Source organism: Azoarcus sp. DN11, assembly GCF_003628555.1.
GTDB lineage: Bacteria > Pseudomonadota > Gammaproteobacteria > Burkholderiales > Rhodocyclaceae > Aromatoleum.
In genome coordinates, this window is record NZ_CP021731.1 from 3,529,430 (window position 1) to 3,545,437 (window position 16,008).

Genomic DNA, 16,008 nt, shown 5'->3' on the forward strand with positions numbered 1-16,008 from the left:
TACTCGTCTTCCCGGTTTGCCAGCCGACGTTTCAAGATCGGGCGTTCAGCGGTCGATTTCGCCGAACACGATATCCATGGTGCCAATGATTGCGACGACGTCGGCAATCATGTGACCACGCGCCACATCGTCCATCGCGGCAAGGTGCGCAAAACCTGGCGCACGCATCTTCAACCGATACGGCTTATTCGCACCATCGGACACCGCATACACGCCGAACTCGCCCTTGGGATGCTCGACCGCGGCATACACCTCGCCTGCCGGAACATGCATGCCCTCGGTGAAGAGCTTGAAGTGATGGATCAGCTCCTCCATGTTCGCCTTCATGCGCTCACGCGGCGGCGGCGCCACCTTGTGGTTATCCGCGATCACGGGGCCCGGGTTCTTGCGCAGCCAGTCGATGCACTGCTTGATGATGCGATTCGACTGACGCATCTCCTCCATGCGGACGAGATATCGGTCGTAGCAGTCGCCTGTCTTTCCGATGGGCACGTCGAAATCGACCTGATCGTAGACTTCGTAGGGCTGCTTCTTGCGCAGATCCCACGGAACGCCCGATCCGCGCAGCATGACACCGGTAAAACCCCAAGCCTTGGCCTGTTCGGGCGTCACCACGCCGATGCCCACCGTCCGCTGCTTCCAGATGCGGTTATCGGTAAGCAGTGTCTCGTAGTCGTCACAGTAGCCGGCGAAGCGGTTCGTGAAATCCTCGAGAAAATCCAGCAGCGAACCCTGACGATTCTCGTTCAACTGACGAACAGTGTTCGCATTCTTGAACTTGTTGACCTCGTACTGCGGCATCCGGTCAGGGAGATCGCGATAGACGCCACCCGGACGGTAATACGCCGCGTGCATTCGCGCGCCGGAAACTGCCTCGTACACATCCATGAGGTCTTCGCGCTCACGGAAGGTGTACAGCACCATCGTCATTGCGCCGATGTCGAGTGCGTGGGTGCCGATACCCAAAAGGTGATTCAGGATTCGCGTCACCTCGTCGAACATCACACGGATGTACTGGGCGCGAATCGGCACCTCGAGCCCTAGCAGACGCTCGATCGCCATGCAATACGCATGTTCGTTGCACATCATCGAGACGTAATCCAGGCGGTCCATGTAGGGCACCGACTGAATCCAGGTACGCGTCTCCGCAAGCTTTTCCGTTCCGCGATGCAACAGGCCGATATGCGGATCGGCGCGCTCGACGACCTCGCCGTCAAGTTCAAGCACCAGACGCAGCACGCCGTGCGCAGACGGGTGCTGAGGACCAAAGTTGATCGTGTAGTTGCGAATCTCAGCCATGGCCGACATCCCCGTAATTCTCTTCGCGCACGATGCGCGGCGTATTTTCGCGCGGCTCGATGGTTACCGGCTGATAAACCACTCGCCCCTGCTCTGCGTCGTAGCGCATCTCGACATACCCGGTGACGGGGAAGTCCTTGCGGAACGGATGGCCAACGAAGCCGTAGTCGGTGAGAATCCTGCGCAGATCGGGATGACCGGCGAACATGATCCCGTAGAGATCGAACGCCTCGCGCTCATACCAGTTCGCGCTCGGCCAGACGCCGACGACCGAATCCAGAACCGGGAAATCGTCGTTCTCGGCAAAAACCTTCACGCGCAGACGCCAGTTCTTCGTAACGGACAGCAAGTGCACCGCTACCGCGAAACGCTTGCCCGACCACGCACCATCGCCATAGGTCGAATAATCGAGCCCGGAAACATCGATCAGCTCATCGAAACAGAGGTCTGCGTGATCACGCAGACTCTGAGCGGCGCCGAGATAATTCTCCGGCGCAACTTCGATGGTCACCTCACCACGATCGATCACAACCGACCGCAACCTGTCACCCAGGACCTCATGAAGGGCCTGACTCAGACGCTCAAGCTTGGGACTCATAGATGAACCACCCATCAGCGCGCGATGGTATTCGTGCGCTTGATCTTGTTTTGAAGCTGAATGATGCCGTACAGCAGCGCCTCGGCCGTCGGCGGGCACCCGGGAACATAGACATCCACCGGCACGATGCGGTCACAACCGCGAACAACCGAATAGGAGTAGTGATAGTAGCCGCCACCGTTCGCACACGACCCCATCGAGATCACCCAGCGCGGCTCGGCCATTTGCTCGTACACCTTGCGCAGCGCCGGCGCCATCTTGTTGCAGAGCGTGCCGGCAACGATCATCAGGTCCGACTGACGCGGACTGGGTCGGAAGACCACCCCGAACCGGTCGAGGTCATAGCGCGCACAGCCCGCATGAATCATCTCGACCGCACAACACGCAAGACCGAACGTCATTGGCCATAGCGAACCGGTGCGCGTCCAGTTGATTACCGCATCGAGCGAAGTGGTGACAAACCCTTCACGGAAAACGCCCTCAATACTCATGCATCACTCCCAGTCGAGTGCACCGTTCTTCCACTCGACGACATAACCGATTACCAGCACGGCAATGAAGACCATAACCGAACCGAATACGAACCATGCCACCTGGCCGGCAGCAATGAATTCCTGGAAAACCGTTGCCCACGGAAAGAGGAAGGCGATCTCGAGATCGAAAAGAATAAAGAGGATCGCAATGAGGTAGTAACGCACATCAAACTTCATGCGCGCATCTTCGAATGCCTCGAAACCACACTCATATGGGGACAGCTTCTCGCTGCCAGGGCGGTACGGGGCGACAAGGCGCCCGAGGATGACTGGAACGAGGCCAAAACCAAGCCCCACGAGGATGAACATCAGGACAGGAAAGTAGTTTTCCAGCATTGCGTGACACCCCGTTTTAATTACAGACTGTTTTAGTTTTTATAATTAACCCACTGCATGAAAACGCCCGCTTTCGCGGGCGATTCAGTTTTCTGGTGCCGACGGTGAGACTCGAACTCACACGGCTTTCGCCACCACCCCCTCAAGATGGCGTGTCTACCAATTTCACCACGTCGGCACGTTTGTTACAGCTCGAAATTATACGGCTTTTCCCTTATCACGCAAAGCCCCGAGGGAACTTATTTCGGGATCGACTGTGCCTTGGAATCGCCCCCTTGCCCCGCAGGAGCGGCCCCGGCCGGTGCCGCCGGGACACTCACGGGCGCTTCCCGCATGATGCTGGAGGGCACCTGCGCCTTGCCGTTGGCGAGGTAGCTCAGACCCAGGCTGGTCAGAAAAAACACTGCGGCAAGGACGGCCGTGGTTCGACTGAGAAAATTGGCGGAGCCGGAAGCACCGAAAACACTCCCCGACGCGCCGCTACCGAAGGCCGCACCCGCATCGGCGCCCTTGCCGTGCTGCATCAGGACAAGACCGATGATGCCGAGACCGACCAGCACGTGAACGGTCAGAACGATAGAAAAAAAATAATGGCTCATAACAGACCCTGATTAATCGTCAGCTACTCCGGGCGGAGCTCGCCGCCGCCCTGCAGATTTCCAAAAAGGGCTGCGCCTCAAGCGAAGCCCCGCCGATCAAGCCGCCGTTCGCGTCAGGCAACCCGAACAACTGCCTGGCCGTATCAGGCTTGACGCTACCGCCATAAAGGATGCGAACTTGGTTCGCATCCTCGACATGTCGCGCCAGCCATCTGCGAACAAAATACAGGACTTCCTGCACCTGCTCGGCTGTTGCAGCACGCCCGGTACCAATCGCCCAGACCGGCTCATAGGCGACCACTACCCGCTGCAGCTCCGAAGGCAGAACGGCAGCCAAGGCATCGAGCTGCCGCAAAAGCACTTGCTCGGCAGCCCCCGATTCGCGTTCAGCCAACGTTTCGCCGACACATACTATGGGCGTGAGCCCGCTACCGAGCGCGGCCGCTGCTTTCCGACCAACAACGTCGTCAGACTCCAGATGCAACGCGCGACGCTCGGAGTGACCGACCACAACGAAACGAACCCTCCAGTCGGCAAGCATCGCGGCGCTGACATCGCCGGTGTAAGCACCACCGGAGAACTCGCTCACATCCTGCGCACCAAGCGCGATTGCGCGCCCCTCCAGTATCTCGCCAACCTGCGGGAGATACGGGAACGGCACACATACGGCACAATCAACGCCGGACGGCATGCCGCCCAGGATGTAATCCAGCAGCACACGATTCCGCGCCCGGTCGCCGTTCATCTTCCAGTTAGCGACGACTAGCTTTCGTTTCATGCATCGCGCCTCAGCGAAATTTTCCGATTGTATCGTCAGGCCTCCAACAGGTAAAGGAAGGCCGCCAGATCACCGGCACGTACTACGGACGCAGCGCTGTAGCCCCCCCCCCCCGCGGCTTGCCCGCGGAGTGTCATGGGACCGCCGCGAACCAATCGGCATCCCTGGGCGTACAGAGAACCGCCTCCCGACTCAGCCGAATCGGCCGGTGATGTAGTCTTCGGTTTCCTTTCGTTGCGGATTGACGAAGATCTGGTTCGTTTCCCCGAACTCCATCAGTTCGCCAAGATACATGTACGCCGTGTAATCGGAGACGCGCGCGGCCTGCTGCATGTTGTGCGTCACGATCAGGATGGTTACCTTGTCGCGCAATTCGTGAACCAGTTCCTCGATGCTGGCAGTCGCAATGGGGTCGAGCGCCGAAGTGGGCTCGTCGAAAAGCAGGACCTCAGGGTCGGTCGCAAGACAGCGCGCGATGCACAAGCGCTGCTGCTGCCCACCCGACAGCGCCGTCGCGGGGTCATGCAGACGGTGCTCGACCTCCGACCACAGCGCGGCGCCCCGCAGGGCTTCCTTCACGCGATCGTCGATGACCGAGCGGCTGTGCTCGCCGCGAATGCGAAGACCATACGCAACGTTCTCGTAGATCGACTTCGGAAACGGATTGGGTTTCTGAAAAACCATGCCGATCCGCATGCGGATTTCGATGGGATCAACGGCCGGATCGAGCAGGTTGGTGTTGTCGGGGAGCAGCCGAATCGTTCCTTCGTAACGGTTTCCCGGGTAGAGATCGTGCATGCGGTTGAAGGTCCGCAGCAGTGTGGACTTGCCGCAACCCGACGGGCCGATCAGCGCAGTGACACGCTTCTCGTGCACCGGCATGGAAATCGACTTCAGCGCCTTGAAGTCGCCATAGTAAAAGCTGAATTCCTCGACCGAGGCCTTGACGGCGACACCGCTGCCGGGGCGCGCGGCATGACGGGCGCCGTCCCCCTGATCCGCGGCGCTACCGCCCTGCGGCGACGCCTCAGCGGCGACTTGGTTGTTCATTCGCATCGTAATACCTACCTACCATTTGATGTCCTTGCGCACGTGGTAACGAATCCAGATTGATACGGCATTCATGGCCAATGTCATCAGGACGAGCATGAATCCGGCTGCAGCCGCATTCTGCGGGAAGGCCTCTTCGGGACGCGAAATCCAGTTGAACACCGGATCGGCATCACGGTGACTCCGGACTTCAGCCACCCGAAGTCCCCCCACGGAAACCCGGGACCGACGCCGTAGCGCCGTTCGGCGAAGAGCGGCGCCCACATTGCGTCCGCGAGAAACGACCGGATGGACACGTTGCTGAAAAAAACAAACGATTCGCTTACCAAGACCCCGATGATGCCAACGGTCGTCAACCGACAAGAGGCGCACGGGCGCAGAAACGCCCGCGCGCCACGCCTTTCAAATACGATCAGAGCTTCGCTTCACGTGCGAGCACGACCTCGATCGTCACACCAATTTCGGGCTCCCCCCCAAACACGGAGCCGAACTTCTTCTTGTTGACGTGCTCCAGCGCAACGTCGTACGACTTGGCCGGCAGGGGCACGTACTTCGCTTCAGTTGCCAACTTGCCTGCATTCTTCAGGTAGAAAGTGACGAAGTCACGCACCTCGGCCTTTTCGAGGGAATTTTCCGCAACGTAGATGAAAATCGGGCGCGATAGCGGATTATACGAGCCATCGAGAACGGTGGCAGCAGTTGGCTCGACGAGCTTGCCTTGCTTGTTCGCGATCGGAACAGCCTTTAGCTTGCCCTTGTTTTCGACGTAGTAAGCGTAGCCGAAGTAGCCGAGGCCATTGACGTCGCGAGAGACTCCCTGCACCAGCACGTTGTCGTCTTCCGAGGCCGTGTAGTCGCCACGCGAAGCCTTGGCCTTGCCGACAACCGCCTCGGTGAAATAATCGAAGGTGCCCGAATCCGAGCCCGGGCCGAACAACTTGAGCGGCGCATCAGGAAAGCTCGGATCGACCTGCTTCCATCTGGTCACTACCCCTTGCGCGCTAGGCTCCCACATCTTTTTCATCTGCTCCACCGAGAGCTGCTTGATGAACGTATTTTTGGGGTTGATGACGACGGTCAGCGCATCGAAGGCAACCGGCAGCTCGATGTACCTGATGCCAGCCTGCGCGCAGGTTTCCATTTCCTTCTTCATGATCGGACGCGAAGCATCGGCGACGTCGATTTCGCCACGGCAAAATTTCTTGAAGCCGCCACCGGTTCCGGAAATACCGACCGTCACCTTCACCGCGCCTTTCTTCGCCTTCTGGAAGTCCTCGGCAACCGCTTCGGTAACCGGGAACACCGTGCTCGAACCGTCGATCCTGACCACGGACTGAGCATGCGCGGCCTGCGCACCCAGAACGAGGACTGTGGCCACGAAGGCGGTCTGCTTGAAACGCGACATGGTGAATCTCCAATAAATGAACTCAGCCAACTCCCGAATGCACTTGCCGGCCGGCAAAAACCGCACACGTGCGCAGCCACGCCCCAAAGCCCAAATACTTTAGGGTCAGTGCATTTCCAGAATGTGACAGTTCATAATTCGGGATTAACAAAGCTCCGCGGTCGCGCTCTCGATACAATCTGCGATTTCCCTCGCAAGGCGTTCGACCTCCTCACCGTCCTGGCCCTCGACCATCACGCGGAGCAGCGGTTCGGTGCCAGACGGTCGCAGCAGGACACGCCCCCGGCTACCAAGGCGAGCCTCGATGTCCTTGCAGGTCGAAGCGATACCCGCATGCGACTGCCACTGGAATCCGGCGGGGAGCTTCACGTTGATCAGTCGCTGCGGGTAGAAGACAAGATCTGCACAAGCCTCCGCGAGCGTCTTGCGTGCCTCTTTCAGCGCAGCGAGTACCTGCAGGGCGGAGACGATCCCGTCGCCCGTCGTGTGCCGGTCGAGACAAATGATGTGGCCGGAGTTCTCGCCGCCGAGCGTCCAGCCTCTCTCCTGCAACAATTCGAGGACATAACGATCACCCACGTTTGCGCGGGCGAACGGGACACCCAAGCGACCGATGGCGTGCTCGAAGCCGAGATTGCTCATCAGGGTGCCCACCACACCCTCGAGACGCCCCTGCCGCCGAAGCGCGGCGGCGATCACATACAGAAGCTTGTCACCGTCGTAAATTTCACCGCGCGCGTCGACCATCGTCACGCGGTCGCCGTCGCCATCGAGTGCGATGCCAAGATCGGCATTGTTTGCCAGTACCGCCTGACGCAGCGTTTCGGGCGAGGTGGCGCCGCAGCGCTCGTTTATATTGCGTCCGTTCGGCTCGACACCGACTGAAATGACCTCTGCCCCCAACTCGTGAAAGACGTTCGGCGCAATGTGATATGCCGCGCCGTTCGCACAGTCCAGAGCGATCTTCAGGTCGCGGAGGTCGAGCTCGTTAGGAAAGGTGCTCTTGCAGAACTCGATATAGCGACCGCGCGCGTCATCGATGCGGCGCGCCTTCCCGAGTCTGTCCGAGTCGGCACAGCCCATCGGCTGGTCCATGCGCGCTTCGATCTCGCTCTCCACCACATCGGGCAGCTTGCTCCCGTCAGCGGAGAAAAATTTTATCCCGTTATCATAATAGGGGTTGTGCGAAGCGGAGATCACCACGCCGGCCTGCAATCGCAGCGCGCGCGTGAGATAGGCAACCGCCGGGGTAGGGACCGGCCCGGCAAGCAGGACATCGACCCCCGCCGCGGCGAAGCCGGCTTCGAGCGCCGCCTCGAGCATGTAGCCCGAGATCCGCGTGTCCTTGCCGATCAACACAGCGGGCCGCTCGCCGCGCGGCAGATGTTCACGGCCGACCAAGGTCACACCGGCCGAATAGCCGAGCCGCATTACAAAATCGGGCGTGATGACCGAGTCCCCCACCCTGCCCCGCACTCCGTCGGTACCGAAATACTTGCGCGCCATCGCGTGTTCCAACTGCGAAAAATGGCGATTATCGCACCTCAGGCGGGGGCAACCATAGCGTTCGCTCACGGAGCGCCGAACTGAACCGCCTCCCACACGGTCAGTGCATCCCGCGTCTGCGCCACGTCATGCACACGAACGATTCGTGCGCCACGCTCGACGGCGATCAGCGCACCGGCGATGCTCGCGGGGACACGATCCGCGACGGCACGGCCGGTAACGGCACCCAGTACCGATTTCCGCGACACGCCGATCAGCACGGGAAAGCCCGTGGCGAGGAATCGATCAAGGGCGCGCATCAGCGCGAGGTTGTGTTCCACCGTCTTCCCGAAACCGAAACCGGGGTCGAGAAGGATGCGCTCCTTTTCGACTCCGCGGGCGCTGAGTGCACCGACTTGATGATCGAGAAAATCGAGCACCTCACCCACCACGTCGTTATAGCGGGGAGCAGACTGCATGCTGCGAGGTTCGCCCTGCATGTGCATGACGCACAGGGCAGCATCCGAGTCCGCCACTGCGTCGATCGCCCCAGGCGCGCGGAACCCGTTGATGTCGTTGATCAGCGTTGCGCCGGCCGCCAGTGACGCACGCATGACCGCAGGCTTCACCGTATCGACGGAGACGGGAACCGGCCAGTCTGCGAGGCGCTCGACGAGAGGAACCACGCGATCGATTTCCTCCTGCTCCGGGACCGATTCCGAGCCGGGGCGGGTCGACTCTCCGCCGATGTCGAGAATGTGCGCACCCGCAGCGACCGCTGCCTCGCAACGCCGCATGGCAGCGTCGATGTCGTGGCCGAGTCCGTCGCCGCTGAACGAATCGGGCGTGGTGTTGATGATCGCCATGATGCGCGGACGCTCGAGATCGATGTCGAATCGGCCACACTTGAGAACCGCCATTTCTTCCTCCTGAAATAGAATTGGGCCGACTCTCGTCGGCCCAATTCGAATCACTTTACAAAACTGATTGGATCACGCCGCGGGAGCCGCCGCAGTCGGCGCAGCGCCTGGAGCATCATCGTCACGCGGACGCCGCGGGGCCTGCGAGGTGGGCTTGGGAGCACGTGGCGGCCGACTGGCCATGATGTCTTCGATCTGGTCGGCGTCGAGCGTCTCCCATTCGAGAAGTGCCCTAGTCATGGCCTCGATCTTGGCGCTGTTGTCCTCGATCAGGCGACGTGCAAGCGCATACTGCTGGTCGATGATACGGCGAATCTCGGCATCGACCTTCTGCATCGTCGCTTCCGAAACGTTGCGGTGCGTAGTCACCTGCCGGCCGAGGAAAATTTCGCCTTCCTCCTCACCGTACACCATCGGGCCGAGGTTATCCGACATGCCCCACTGCGTCACCATCCGGCGAGCAAGATCCGTTGCACGCTGGAAGTCGTTCGAAGCGCCCGTGGTCATCTGCTTCATGAAGATTTCTTCGCAGATCCGGCCACCGAACAAGACCGCAATGGTCTGCAACAGCCGCTCGCGGTCCTGGCTGTAGCGATCCGTCTCCGGCAACTGCATCGTCACACCCAAGGCCCGGCCACGCGGGATGATCGTGACCTTGTGCACAGGGTCGGTCTTGTCGAGCAGTTTGGCAACCACCGCGTGGCCCGACTCATGGTACGCGGTGTTGCGACGTTCCTCTTCCGGCATGACCATGGAGCGGCGTTCGGAGCCCATCATGATCTTGTCCTTGGCACGCTCGAAGTCGTCCATATCGACCAGACGCTTGTTGCCGCGCGCGGCGAAAAGAGCGGCCTCATTGACGAGGTTCGCGAGGTCCGCACCCGAAAAACCGGGGGTTCCGCGCGCCAGCACCACGGGCTCGACGTCCGGGGCGATCGGTACCTTGCGCATGTGGACCTTGAGGATCTGCTCGCGCCCACGAATGTCGGGCAGCGGCACGACCACCTGGCGGTCGAAACGGCCCGGACGCAGCAATGCCGGGTCGAGCACGTCCGGACGGTTGGTGGCGGCGATCACGATCACGCCCGTCTGCCCCTCGAAACCGTCCATTTCGACCAGCAACTGGTTGAGGGTCTGTTCGCGTTCGTCGTTACCGCCCCCCATCCCGGCGCCGCGCTGGCGGCCGACCGCATCGATCTCGTCGATGAAGATGATGCACGGGGCGTGCTTCTTCGCCTGCTCGAACATGTCGCGAACGCGGGCCGCGCCGACACCGACGAACATCTCGACGAAGTCCGAACCGGAGATCGAGAAGAACGGGACCTTCGCCTCTCCGGCGATGGCCTTGGCGAGCAGCGTCTTGCCGGTGCCCGGAGAGCCGACCATCAGGACCCCTTTCGGGATGTGGCCGCCGAGTTTCTGGAATTTGGACGGATCGCGCAGGAAATCGACGAGTTCGGAGACTTCCTCCTTGGCCTCGTCGCAGCCGGCGACATCGGCGAAGCTCAGCGAGTTTGCGGACTCGTCGAGCATGCGCGCCTTGGACTTGCCGAAGGAGAACGCGCCGCCGCGCCCGCCGCCCTGCATCTGGCGCATGAAAAACACCCAGACGCCGATGAGCAGGAGCATCGGGAACCAGGACACGAAGATGCTCATCAGGAAGGACTGCTCTTCCTCGGGCTTGGTCGCGTTGACTGCAACGCCGGCACGCATGAGGTCCGACACCATCCAGATATCCTGCACCCCCGGCGTATACACCGTGATCTGGCGCCCTTCCTGGGTCGTTGCCCTGACGAGGCGCCCGTCGATGGTGGCCTTGGCGATACGCCCGGCCTTCGCCTCCTCGAGGAACTGCGAGTATTCCATCGTGTTGGTCGCGACCTGACGCGAGTTGAACTGGTTGAATACCGTCATCAGCACGACGCCGATGACCATCCAGATCGCGAGATTCTTGAAGAGATTATTCAACTTCTTTCCTTATGAGCCCGTCGAGGCAGCGAAACATTGACCCATTCTAGAGGCGAACGTTCCGCTGCGTAAACCAATGGCCACAATCGAGACAATCAATCGCTGCGCGCCCTTCCGGTCACTCTGGCCTGCGCTTCAGCCCCAACAGATACACCTCGGCGCTGCGGTCCCTGGAGGCTTTCGGCTTGCGCACCTGCAGCGAAGCGAAATGCCGCTGGATCTCGCCGCGGAACTCCATGAATCCAGCGCCCTGAAACACCTTGATAAGAAAGTTTCCCCCGGGCTTGAGATGCCGCGCAGCAAAATCAAGCGCGAGTTCGCCGAGTTGGATCGAACGCGCCTGGTCCACGGTGTCGATACCGGACATATTGGGGGCCATGTCGGAAAGTACAAGGTCGACCGGCTCGCCATCAAGACGATTTTCGAGTTCGCCGAGCACCGCATCGTCCTGGAAATCGCCCTGGATGAACTCCACCCCGGGCAAGGACTCGACCGGCAGCAGATCCAGTGCGAACACCCGCCCCGTCCTGCCGACGCGCTGAACCGCCACCTGCGTCCACGAACCCGGAGCGGCCCCGAGGTCGACGATCACCATGCCGGGACGCAACAGGTGGTCCCTGTCGTCGATCTCCATCAGCTTGTACGCCGCGCGGGAACGATAGCCCTCGCCCTTGGCGCGCTGGACGTAGGGATCGTTCACATGCTCGTGCATCCACGCCTTGCTGGTCTTGGTCCTCGTCATCGGAGTAGAATCCATGCCCCTGAAAGATTTGAGAAAACGATGATCGAGCTATCACCCGCGCGTCGCCGCGAACTGCGGGCTGCCGCACACCATCTGAACCCGGTTGTCAGCGTCGCGGGTAACGGGCTGACGCAGACCGTCCTCGGCGAGATCGACCGTTCCCTGCAGGCACACGAGCTTATCAAGATCAAGGTCTATGGTGCCGAACGTGGTGACCGCGACGCCTTGATGCAGAACATTTGCGACGCGCTGGGCGCATCGGCAGTGCAACATATCGGCACGATCCTGGTCGTGTGGCGGGAACGCCGCGAGGAAGAATTGGCCACCACCGCGCCCAAGACGACCACGTCAAACTCGCCGCGTGCGGCGACGGCCAAGTCAGCCCGCGCATTCGCGGCTGCAGCCCGACGCACCGCGCTCATCAAGGCTGCCGCCGACAAGAAACGGCTGTCAGAAAAGCGCTCCAGGAGTCTTTCCCGCAAGCCGGGACCGCTTGGCGGCAAATAATAATTATCCGCTACTGTCGGGGCCGGCACGGCCCCTCGGAGACTGGCTTCCCGGCCGGGACGCAGCGCGCCCCGTCCGGTCTCAGATGTAGAGCACTTCGATGATTTCGTACTCGCGCACACCGCTCGGGGCCTGCACCTCGGCGACGTCGCCGGCGTACTTGCCGATGAGCGCACGAGCGATCGGAGAACTGATCGAAATCTTGCTCTCCTTGATGTCGGCCTCGTCGTCACCGACGATCTGATAGGCGACCGCCTGCCCCGATTCCATATCCTCGAGCTTCACCGTGGCGCCGAATACGCAGCGCCCGTCCGCGTCGAGCAGACTCGGATCGATGATCTGCGCGTTCGCGATCTTTCCTTCAAGCTCCTTGATTCGCCCCTCGATGAAACCTTGGCGTTCCTTGGCTGCGTCGTATTCAGCGTTTTCCGAAAGGTCGCCGTGCGAGCGGGCCTCGGCGATCGCCGCGATCACGTTTGGCCGTTCGACGGTCTTGAGCTTGTGCAGTTCGATACGGAGTTTCTCTGCACCCATTACGGTAAGGGGAGTCTTGTTCATGATTGCTTCTTCAGTTCCGCATGCAGGGACTGCAGGCCATACACCTCGAGCCCTTCGAGGTGGCGCATGCCCATGCATGCCGCACGCGCGCCCTCGATGGTGGTAAACACGGTGAGCTTCGCCGCCAGCGCGCTCGTACGGATGGAGCGCGAATCGACGATCGCCTGACGCTTCTCCTCCACCGTGTTGATCACCATGCTCACTTCGTTGTTCTTGATCATATCCACGATGTGCGGACGACCTTCATTCACCTTGCTGACGACGCTCACGGGAATCCCGGCGGCGTCGATCGCCGAACCGGTGCCGCGCGTCGCGACAACCCGGAAACCGAGTTCGTGCAGTTCGCGCGCCACTTCGACCGCCGCGCCGCGGTCGGTCGGTTTCACGCTGATGAAGGCCGTGCCTGACTGCGGCAGCCGGACACCGGCAGCGAGTTGCGATTTCACGAAGGCTTCCGCAAAGCTGCGGCCCACGCCCATCACCTCGCCCGTCGACTTCATTTCCGGCCCGAGTATCGTGTCGACACCCGGGAATTTCACGAACGGAAACACGGCTTCCTTCACCGCGAAATACGGCGGCACGATCTCGCGGGTGACGCCCTGGCTCGCGAGGCTCTGGCCGGCCATGCAGCGCGCGGCGATCTTGGCGAGCTGCAGGCCGCAGGCCTTGGAAACGAAGGGAACGGTGCGCGATGCACGCGGGTTCACTTCGAGCACGAAGACCGTTGCATCATCGCCTTCGCCCTGGATGGCGAACTGCACGTTCATCAGGCCGCAGACGTTGAGCGCGCGCGCCATGGCCTCGGTCTGACGACGCAACTCATCCTGCAGTTTCGCCGACAGCGTGTACGGGGGGAGCGAGCAAGCCGAATCGCCCGAGTGGACGCCTGCCTGTTCGATGTGCTCCATGATGCCGCCGATGATGATCTGATTGCCGTCGGAGAGCGCGTCGACGTCCACCTCGGTGGCGTCGTTGAGGAAACGGTCGAGCAGCACGGGCGACTCGTTCGAGACCTTCACCGCCTCGCGCATGTAGCGTTCGAGGTCCTTTTGCTCGTGCACGATTTCCATCGCACGGCCGCCGAGCACGTAGCTCGGGCGAACCACCAGCGGGTAGCCGATTTCCGCCGCGAGGCGGACGGCCGCTTCCGGCGTGCGCGCCGTGCGGTTGGGCGGCTGCTTGAGGCCGAGATCGTTGAGCAGCTTCTGGAAGCGCTCGCGGTCTTCGGCCGCGTCGATCATGTCCGGGCTCGTGCCGATGATCGGCACGCCGTTTTCTTCCAGCGCCTGCGCACGCTTGAGCGGGGTCTGGCCGCCGAACTGCACGATCACGCCGACCGGCTTCTCGATGTGCACGATCTCGAGGATGTCCTCGAGCGTGATCGGCTCGAAGTACAGGCGGTCCGACGTGTCGTAGTCGGTCGAGACGGTCTCCGGGTTGCAATTGACCATGATCATCTCGTAGCCGTCTTCGCGCAGCGCGAGCGCGGCATGGACGCAGCAGTAGTCGAACTCGATGCCCTGGCCGATACGGTTCGGCCCGCCACCGAGGACCATGATCTTCTTCTTGTCCGTCGGACGCGCTTCGCATTCGTCCTCGTACGAGGAGTACATGTAGGCGGTCGAGGTTGCAAACTCCGCCGCGCAGGTATCGACGCGCTTGAACACGGGGCGGACGCCATTGGCGTGACGGTGCAGGCGCACCGCGGTCTCATCGACACCCAGCAGCTTGGCGATGCGGCGATCGGAGAAGCCCTTGCGCTTCAGGTCGCGCAGCTCGGGGGCCTGGATCGCCTTCAGCGAACGGCCGGTGATGGCCTTTTCGGTCAGCACGATGTCCTCGATCTGCGCGAGGAACCACGGATCGATCTTGGTCAGGCCGAACACCTGTTCCTGCGTGTAACCCTCGCGGAAGGCCTGGCCGACGTACCAGATGCGCTGGGCACCGGGGTTCGCAAGCTCGTGCTCGAGATCGGTACGGTCGGTCTCGACCTCGTCGAGGCCGTAGGCACCGACTTCGAGGCCGCGCAGCGCCTTCTGGAACGACTCCTGGAAGGTGCGGCCCATCGCCATCACTTCGCCGACCGATTTCATCTGCGTGGTGAGGCGATCGTTGGCCTGCGGGAATTTCTCGAACGCGAAGCGCGGGATCTTGGTGACGACGTAGTCGATCGACGGCTCGAACGAGGCCGGCGTCGTGCCGCCGGTGATGTCGTTCTTGAGCTCGTCGAGCGTGTAGCCGACGGCGAGCTTGGCCGCGACCTTGGCGATCGGGAAGCCGGTCGCCTTCGAGGCAAGCGCCGACGAGCGCGACACGCGCGGGTTCATCTCGATGACGATCATGCGACCGTCCTGCGGGTTGATCGCGAACTGGACGTTCGAGCCGCCGGTGTCGACGCCGATCTCGCGCAGCACCGCGATCGAGGCGTTACGCAGGATCTGGTATTCCTTGTCGGTGAGCGTCTGCGACGGGGCGACGGTGATCGAGTCACCGGTGTGCACGCCCATCGGGTCGAGGTTCTCGATCGAGCAGACGATGATGCAGTTGTCCGCGCGGTCGCGGACGACTTCCATCTCGTATTCCTTCCAGCCGATCAGCGATTCCTCGATCAGGAGTTCATTGGTCGGGCTCGCCTCGAGACCGCGCTTGCAGATCTCCTCGAACTCTTCCATGTTGTAGGCGATGCCGCCACCGGTGCCGCCGAGCGTGAAGGACGGGCGGATGATGACCGGGAAGCCGATGCCGCCCTGCACCTGCAGGGCCTCTTCCATGCTGTGGGCGATGCCGGAACGGGCCGAGCCGAGGCCGATCTTGGTCATCGCGTCCTTGAACTTGAGGCGGTCCTCGGCCTTGTCGATCGCCTCGCGCGAGGCGCCGATCAGTTCGACGCCGTACTTTTCGAGCACACCGTTCCTGGCGAGGTCGAGTGCGCAGTTGAGCGCCGTCTGCCCGCCCATCGTCGGCAGCAGTGCGTCGGGACGCTCCTTCTCGATGATGCGCTCGACGACCTGCCAAGTGATCGGCTCGATGTAGGTGACATCGGCCGTGCCCGGATCCGTCATGATCGTGGCCGGGTTGGAGTTCACCAGGATGACCTTGTAGCCTTCCTCGCGCAGCGCCTTGCAGGCCTGCGCACCGGAGTAGTCGAACTCGCACGCCTGGCCGATGATGATCGGGCCGGCGCCGATGATGAGAATGCTTTTGATGTCTGTGCGCTTAGGCATTGCCTA

Annotated in this window: 16 protein-coding genes and 1 tRNA gene; 1 reads left to right on the top strand and 16 read right to left on the bottom strand. The window is 61.6% G+C overall.

The window, feature by feature from the left end:
- Window positions 1–45 precede the first annotated feature (45 nt).
- The 14 genes from CDA09_RS16230 to CDA09_RS16295 form a co-directional block, all read right to left on the bottom strand.
- Window positions 46–1,299, bottom strand: a complete 1,254-nt coding sequence (locus CDA09_RS16230; RefSeq protein ID WP_121430896.1) for an NADH-quinone oxidoreductase subunit D — start codon at window positions 1,297–1,299, stop codon at window positions 46–48.
- Window positions 1,292–1,897: an NADH-quinone oxidoreductase subunit C gene (locus tag CDA09_RS16235; protein WP_121429603.1), complete on the bottom strand. Its 606-nt coding sequence runs from the start codon at window positions 1,895–1,897 to the stop codon at window positions 1,292–1,294. The genes CDA09_RS16230 and CDA09_RS16235 overlap by 8 nt, the downstream gene beginning before the upstream one ends.
- A gap of 14 nt (window positions 1,898–1,911) precedes the next feature.
- Entirely contained in the window at window positions 1,912–2,388 is a 477-nt protein-coding gene (locus tag CDA09_RS16240; RefSeq protein ID WP_121429604.1) for a NuoB/complex I 20 kDa subunit family protein, read from the bottom strand.
- Window positions 2,389–2,391: 3 nt separating this feature from the next.
- Window positions 2,392–2,766, bottom strand: coding sequence for an NADH-quinone oxidoreductase subunit A (gene ndhC, locus CDA09_RS16245; RefSeq protein ID WP_050416614.1), 375 nt, complete (start codon window positions 2,764–2,766; stop codon window positions 2,392–2,394).
- A gap of 93 nt (window positions 2,767–2,859) precedes the next feature.
- Window positions 2,860–2,944 (bottom strand) — tRNA-Leu (locus CDA09_RS16250).
- 61 nt (window positions 2,945–3,005) lie between these two features.
- A complete protein-coding gene (secG, locus tag CDA09_RS16255; protein ID WP_121429605.1) occupies window positions 3,006–3,365 on the bottom strand; it encodes a preprotein translocase subunit SecG in 360 nt (119 codons plus the stop codon).
- Between the two features lie 19 nt (window positions 3,366–3,384).
- Window positions 3,385–4,143, bottom strand: coding sequence for a triose-phosphate isomerase (gene tpiA, locus CDA09_RS16260; protein WP_121429606.1), 759 nt, complete (start codon window positions 4,141–4,143; stop codon window positions 3,385–3,387).
- A gap of 192 nt (window positions 4,144–4,335) precedes the next feature.
- A complete protein-coding gene (pstB, locus tag CDA09_RS16265) occupies window positions 4,336–5,193 on the bottom strand; it encodes a phosphate ABC transporter ATP-binding protein PstB (RefSeq protein WP_502697073.1) in 858 nt (285 codons plus the stop codon).
- Between the two features lie 18 nt (window positions 5,194–5,211).
- A complete protein-coding gene (locus CDA09_RS16270) occupies window positions 5,212–5,391 on the bottom strand; it encodes a hypothetical protein (RefSeq protein WP_286164176.1) in 180 nt (59 codons plus the stop codon).
- Window positions 5,392–5,605: 214 nt separating this feature from the next.
- Complete coding sequence (locus tag CDA09_RS16275; protein WP_121429608.1) at window positions 5,606–6,598, bottom strand: PstS family phosphate ABC transporter substrate-binding protein; 993 nt, start codon at window positions 6,596–6,598, stop codon at window positions 5,606–5,608.
- Window positions 6,599–6,742: 144 nt separating this feature from the next.
- Window positions 6,743–8,104: a phosphoglucosamine mutase gene (gene glmM / locus CDA09_RS16280; RefSeq protein ID WP_121429609.1), complete on the bottom strand. Its 1,362-nt coding sequence runs from the start codon at window positions 8,102–8,104 to the stop codon at window positions 6,743–6,745.
- Between the two features lie 65 nt (window positions 8,105–8,169).
- On the bottom strand, window positions 8,170–9,003 hold the full coding sequence (gene folP / locus CDA09_RS16285; RefSeq protein ID WP_121429610.1) for a dihydropteroate synthase: 834 nt from the start codon (window positions 9,001–9,003) through the stop codon (window positions 8,170–8,172).
- Window positions 9,004–9,075: 72 nt separating this feature from the next.
- Window positions 9,076–10,971: an ATP-dependent zinc metalloprotease FtsH gene (gene ftsH / locus CDA09_RS16290; RefSeq protein WP_121429611.1), complete on the bottom strand. Its 1,896-nt coding sequence runs from the start codon at window positions 10,969–10,971 to the stop codon at window positions 9,076–9,078.
- A 118-nt stretch (window positions 10,972–11,089) separates the two neighbouring features.
- Window positions 11,090–11,713, bottom strand: coding sequence for an RlmE family RNA methyltransferase (locus CDA09_RS16295; protein WP_121429612.1), 624 nt, complete (start codon window positions 11,711–11,713; stop codon window positions 11,090–11,092).
- Between the two features lie 39 nt (window positions 11,714–11,752).
- Here CDA09_RS16295 and CDA09_RS16300 point away from each other — a divergent pair, with 39 nt between their 5' ends.
- Window positions 11,753–12,220: a YhbY family RNA-binding protein gene (locus CDA09_RS16300; protein WP_121429613.1), complete on the top strand. Its 468-nt coding sequence runs from the start codon at window positions 11,753–11,755 to the stop codon at window positions 12,218–12,220.
- An 81-nt stretch (window positions 12,221–12,301) separates the two neighbouring features.
- Here the strand turns inward: CDA09_RS16300 and greA are convergent, their stop codons facing one another.
- Together greA and carB are read right to left on the bottom strand one after the other, a co-directional pair.
- The gene (gene greA / locus CDA09_RS16305; RefSeq protein WP_121429614.1) at window positions 12,302–12,778 is read right to left on the bottom strand and encodes a transcription elongation factor GreA; all 477 of its coding nucleotides are present in this window, start codon (window positions 12,776–12,778) and stop codon (window positions 12,302–12,304) included.
- On the bottom strand, window positions 12,775–16,002 hold the full coding sequence (carB, locus tag CDA09_RS16310) for a carbamoyl-phosphate synthase large subunit (RefSeq protein ID WP_121429615.1): 3,228 nt from the start codon (window positions 16,000–16,002) through the stop codon (window positions 12,775–12,777). The genes greA and carB overlap by 4 nt, the downstream gene beginning before the upstream one ends.
- Between the last annotated feature and the right edge of the window lie 6 nt (window positions 16,003–16,008).

What these genes read in the sequence shown, in the direction of transcription:
- CDA09_RS16235 (WP_121429603.1), bottom strand. Translation starts at nt 1,897, where the DNA reads ATGAGTCCCAAGCTTGAGCGTCTGAGTCAGGCCCTTCATGAGGTCCTG.
- carB (WP_121429615.1), bottom strand. Translation starts at nt 16,002, where the DNA reads ATGCCTAAGCGCACAGACATCAAAAGCATTCTCATCATCGGCGCCGGC.
- glmM (WP_121429609.1), bottom strand. Translation starts at nt 8,104, where the DNA reads ATGGCGCGCAAGTATTTCGGTACCGACGGAGTGCGGGGCAGGGTGGGG.
- pstB (WP_502697073.1), bottom strand. Translation starts at nt 5,193, where the DNA reads ATGAACAACCAAGTCGCCGCTGAGGCGTCGCCGCAGGGCGGTAGCGCC.
- CDA09_RS16230 (WP_121430896.1), bottom strand. Translation starts at nt 1,299, where the DNA reads ATGGCTGAGATTCGCAACTACACGATCAACTTTGGTCCTCAGCACCCG.
- ndhC (WP_050416614.1), bottom strand. Translation starts at nt 2,766, where the DNA reads ATGCTGGAAAACTACTTTCCTGTCCTGATGTTCATCCTCGTGGGGCTT.
- folP (WP_121429610.1), bottom strand. Translation starts at nt 9,003, where the DNA reads ATGGCGGTTCTCAAGTGTGGCCGATTCGACATCGATCTCGAGCGTCCG.
- secG (WP_121429605.1), bottom strand. Translation starts at nt 3,365, where the DNA reads ATGAGCCATTATTTTTTTTCTATCGTTCTGACCGTTCACGTGCTGGTC.
- CDA09_RS16295 (WP_121429612.1), bottom strand. Translation starts at nt 11,713, where the DNA reads ATGACGAGGACCAAGACCAGCAAGGCGTGGATGCACGAGCATGTGAAC.
- tpiA (WP_121429606.1), bottom strand. Translation starts at nt 4,143, where the DNA reads ATGAAACGAAAGCTAGTCGTCGCTAACTGGAAGATGAACGGCGACCGG.
- CDA09_RS16300 (WP_121429613.1), top strand. Translation starts at nt 11,753, where the DNA reads ATGATCGAGCTATCACCCGCGCGTCGCCGCGAACTGCGGGCTGCCGCA.
- CDA09_RS16275 (WP_121429608.1), bottom strand. Translation starts at nt 6,598, where the DNA reads ATGTCGCGTTTCAAGCAGACCGCCTTCGTGGCCACAGTCCTCGTTCTG.
- greA (WP_121429614.1), bottom strand. Translation starts at nt 12,778, where the DNA reads ATGAACAAGACTCCCCTTACCGTAATGGGTGCAGAGAAACTCCGTATC.
- CDA09_RS16240 (WP_121429604.1), bottom strand. Translation starts at nt 2,388, where the DNA reads ATGAGTATTGAGGGCGTTTTCCGTGAAGGGTTTGTCACCACTTCGCTC.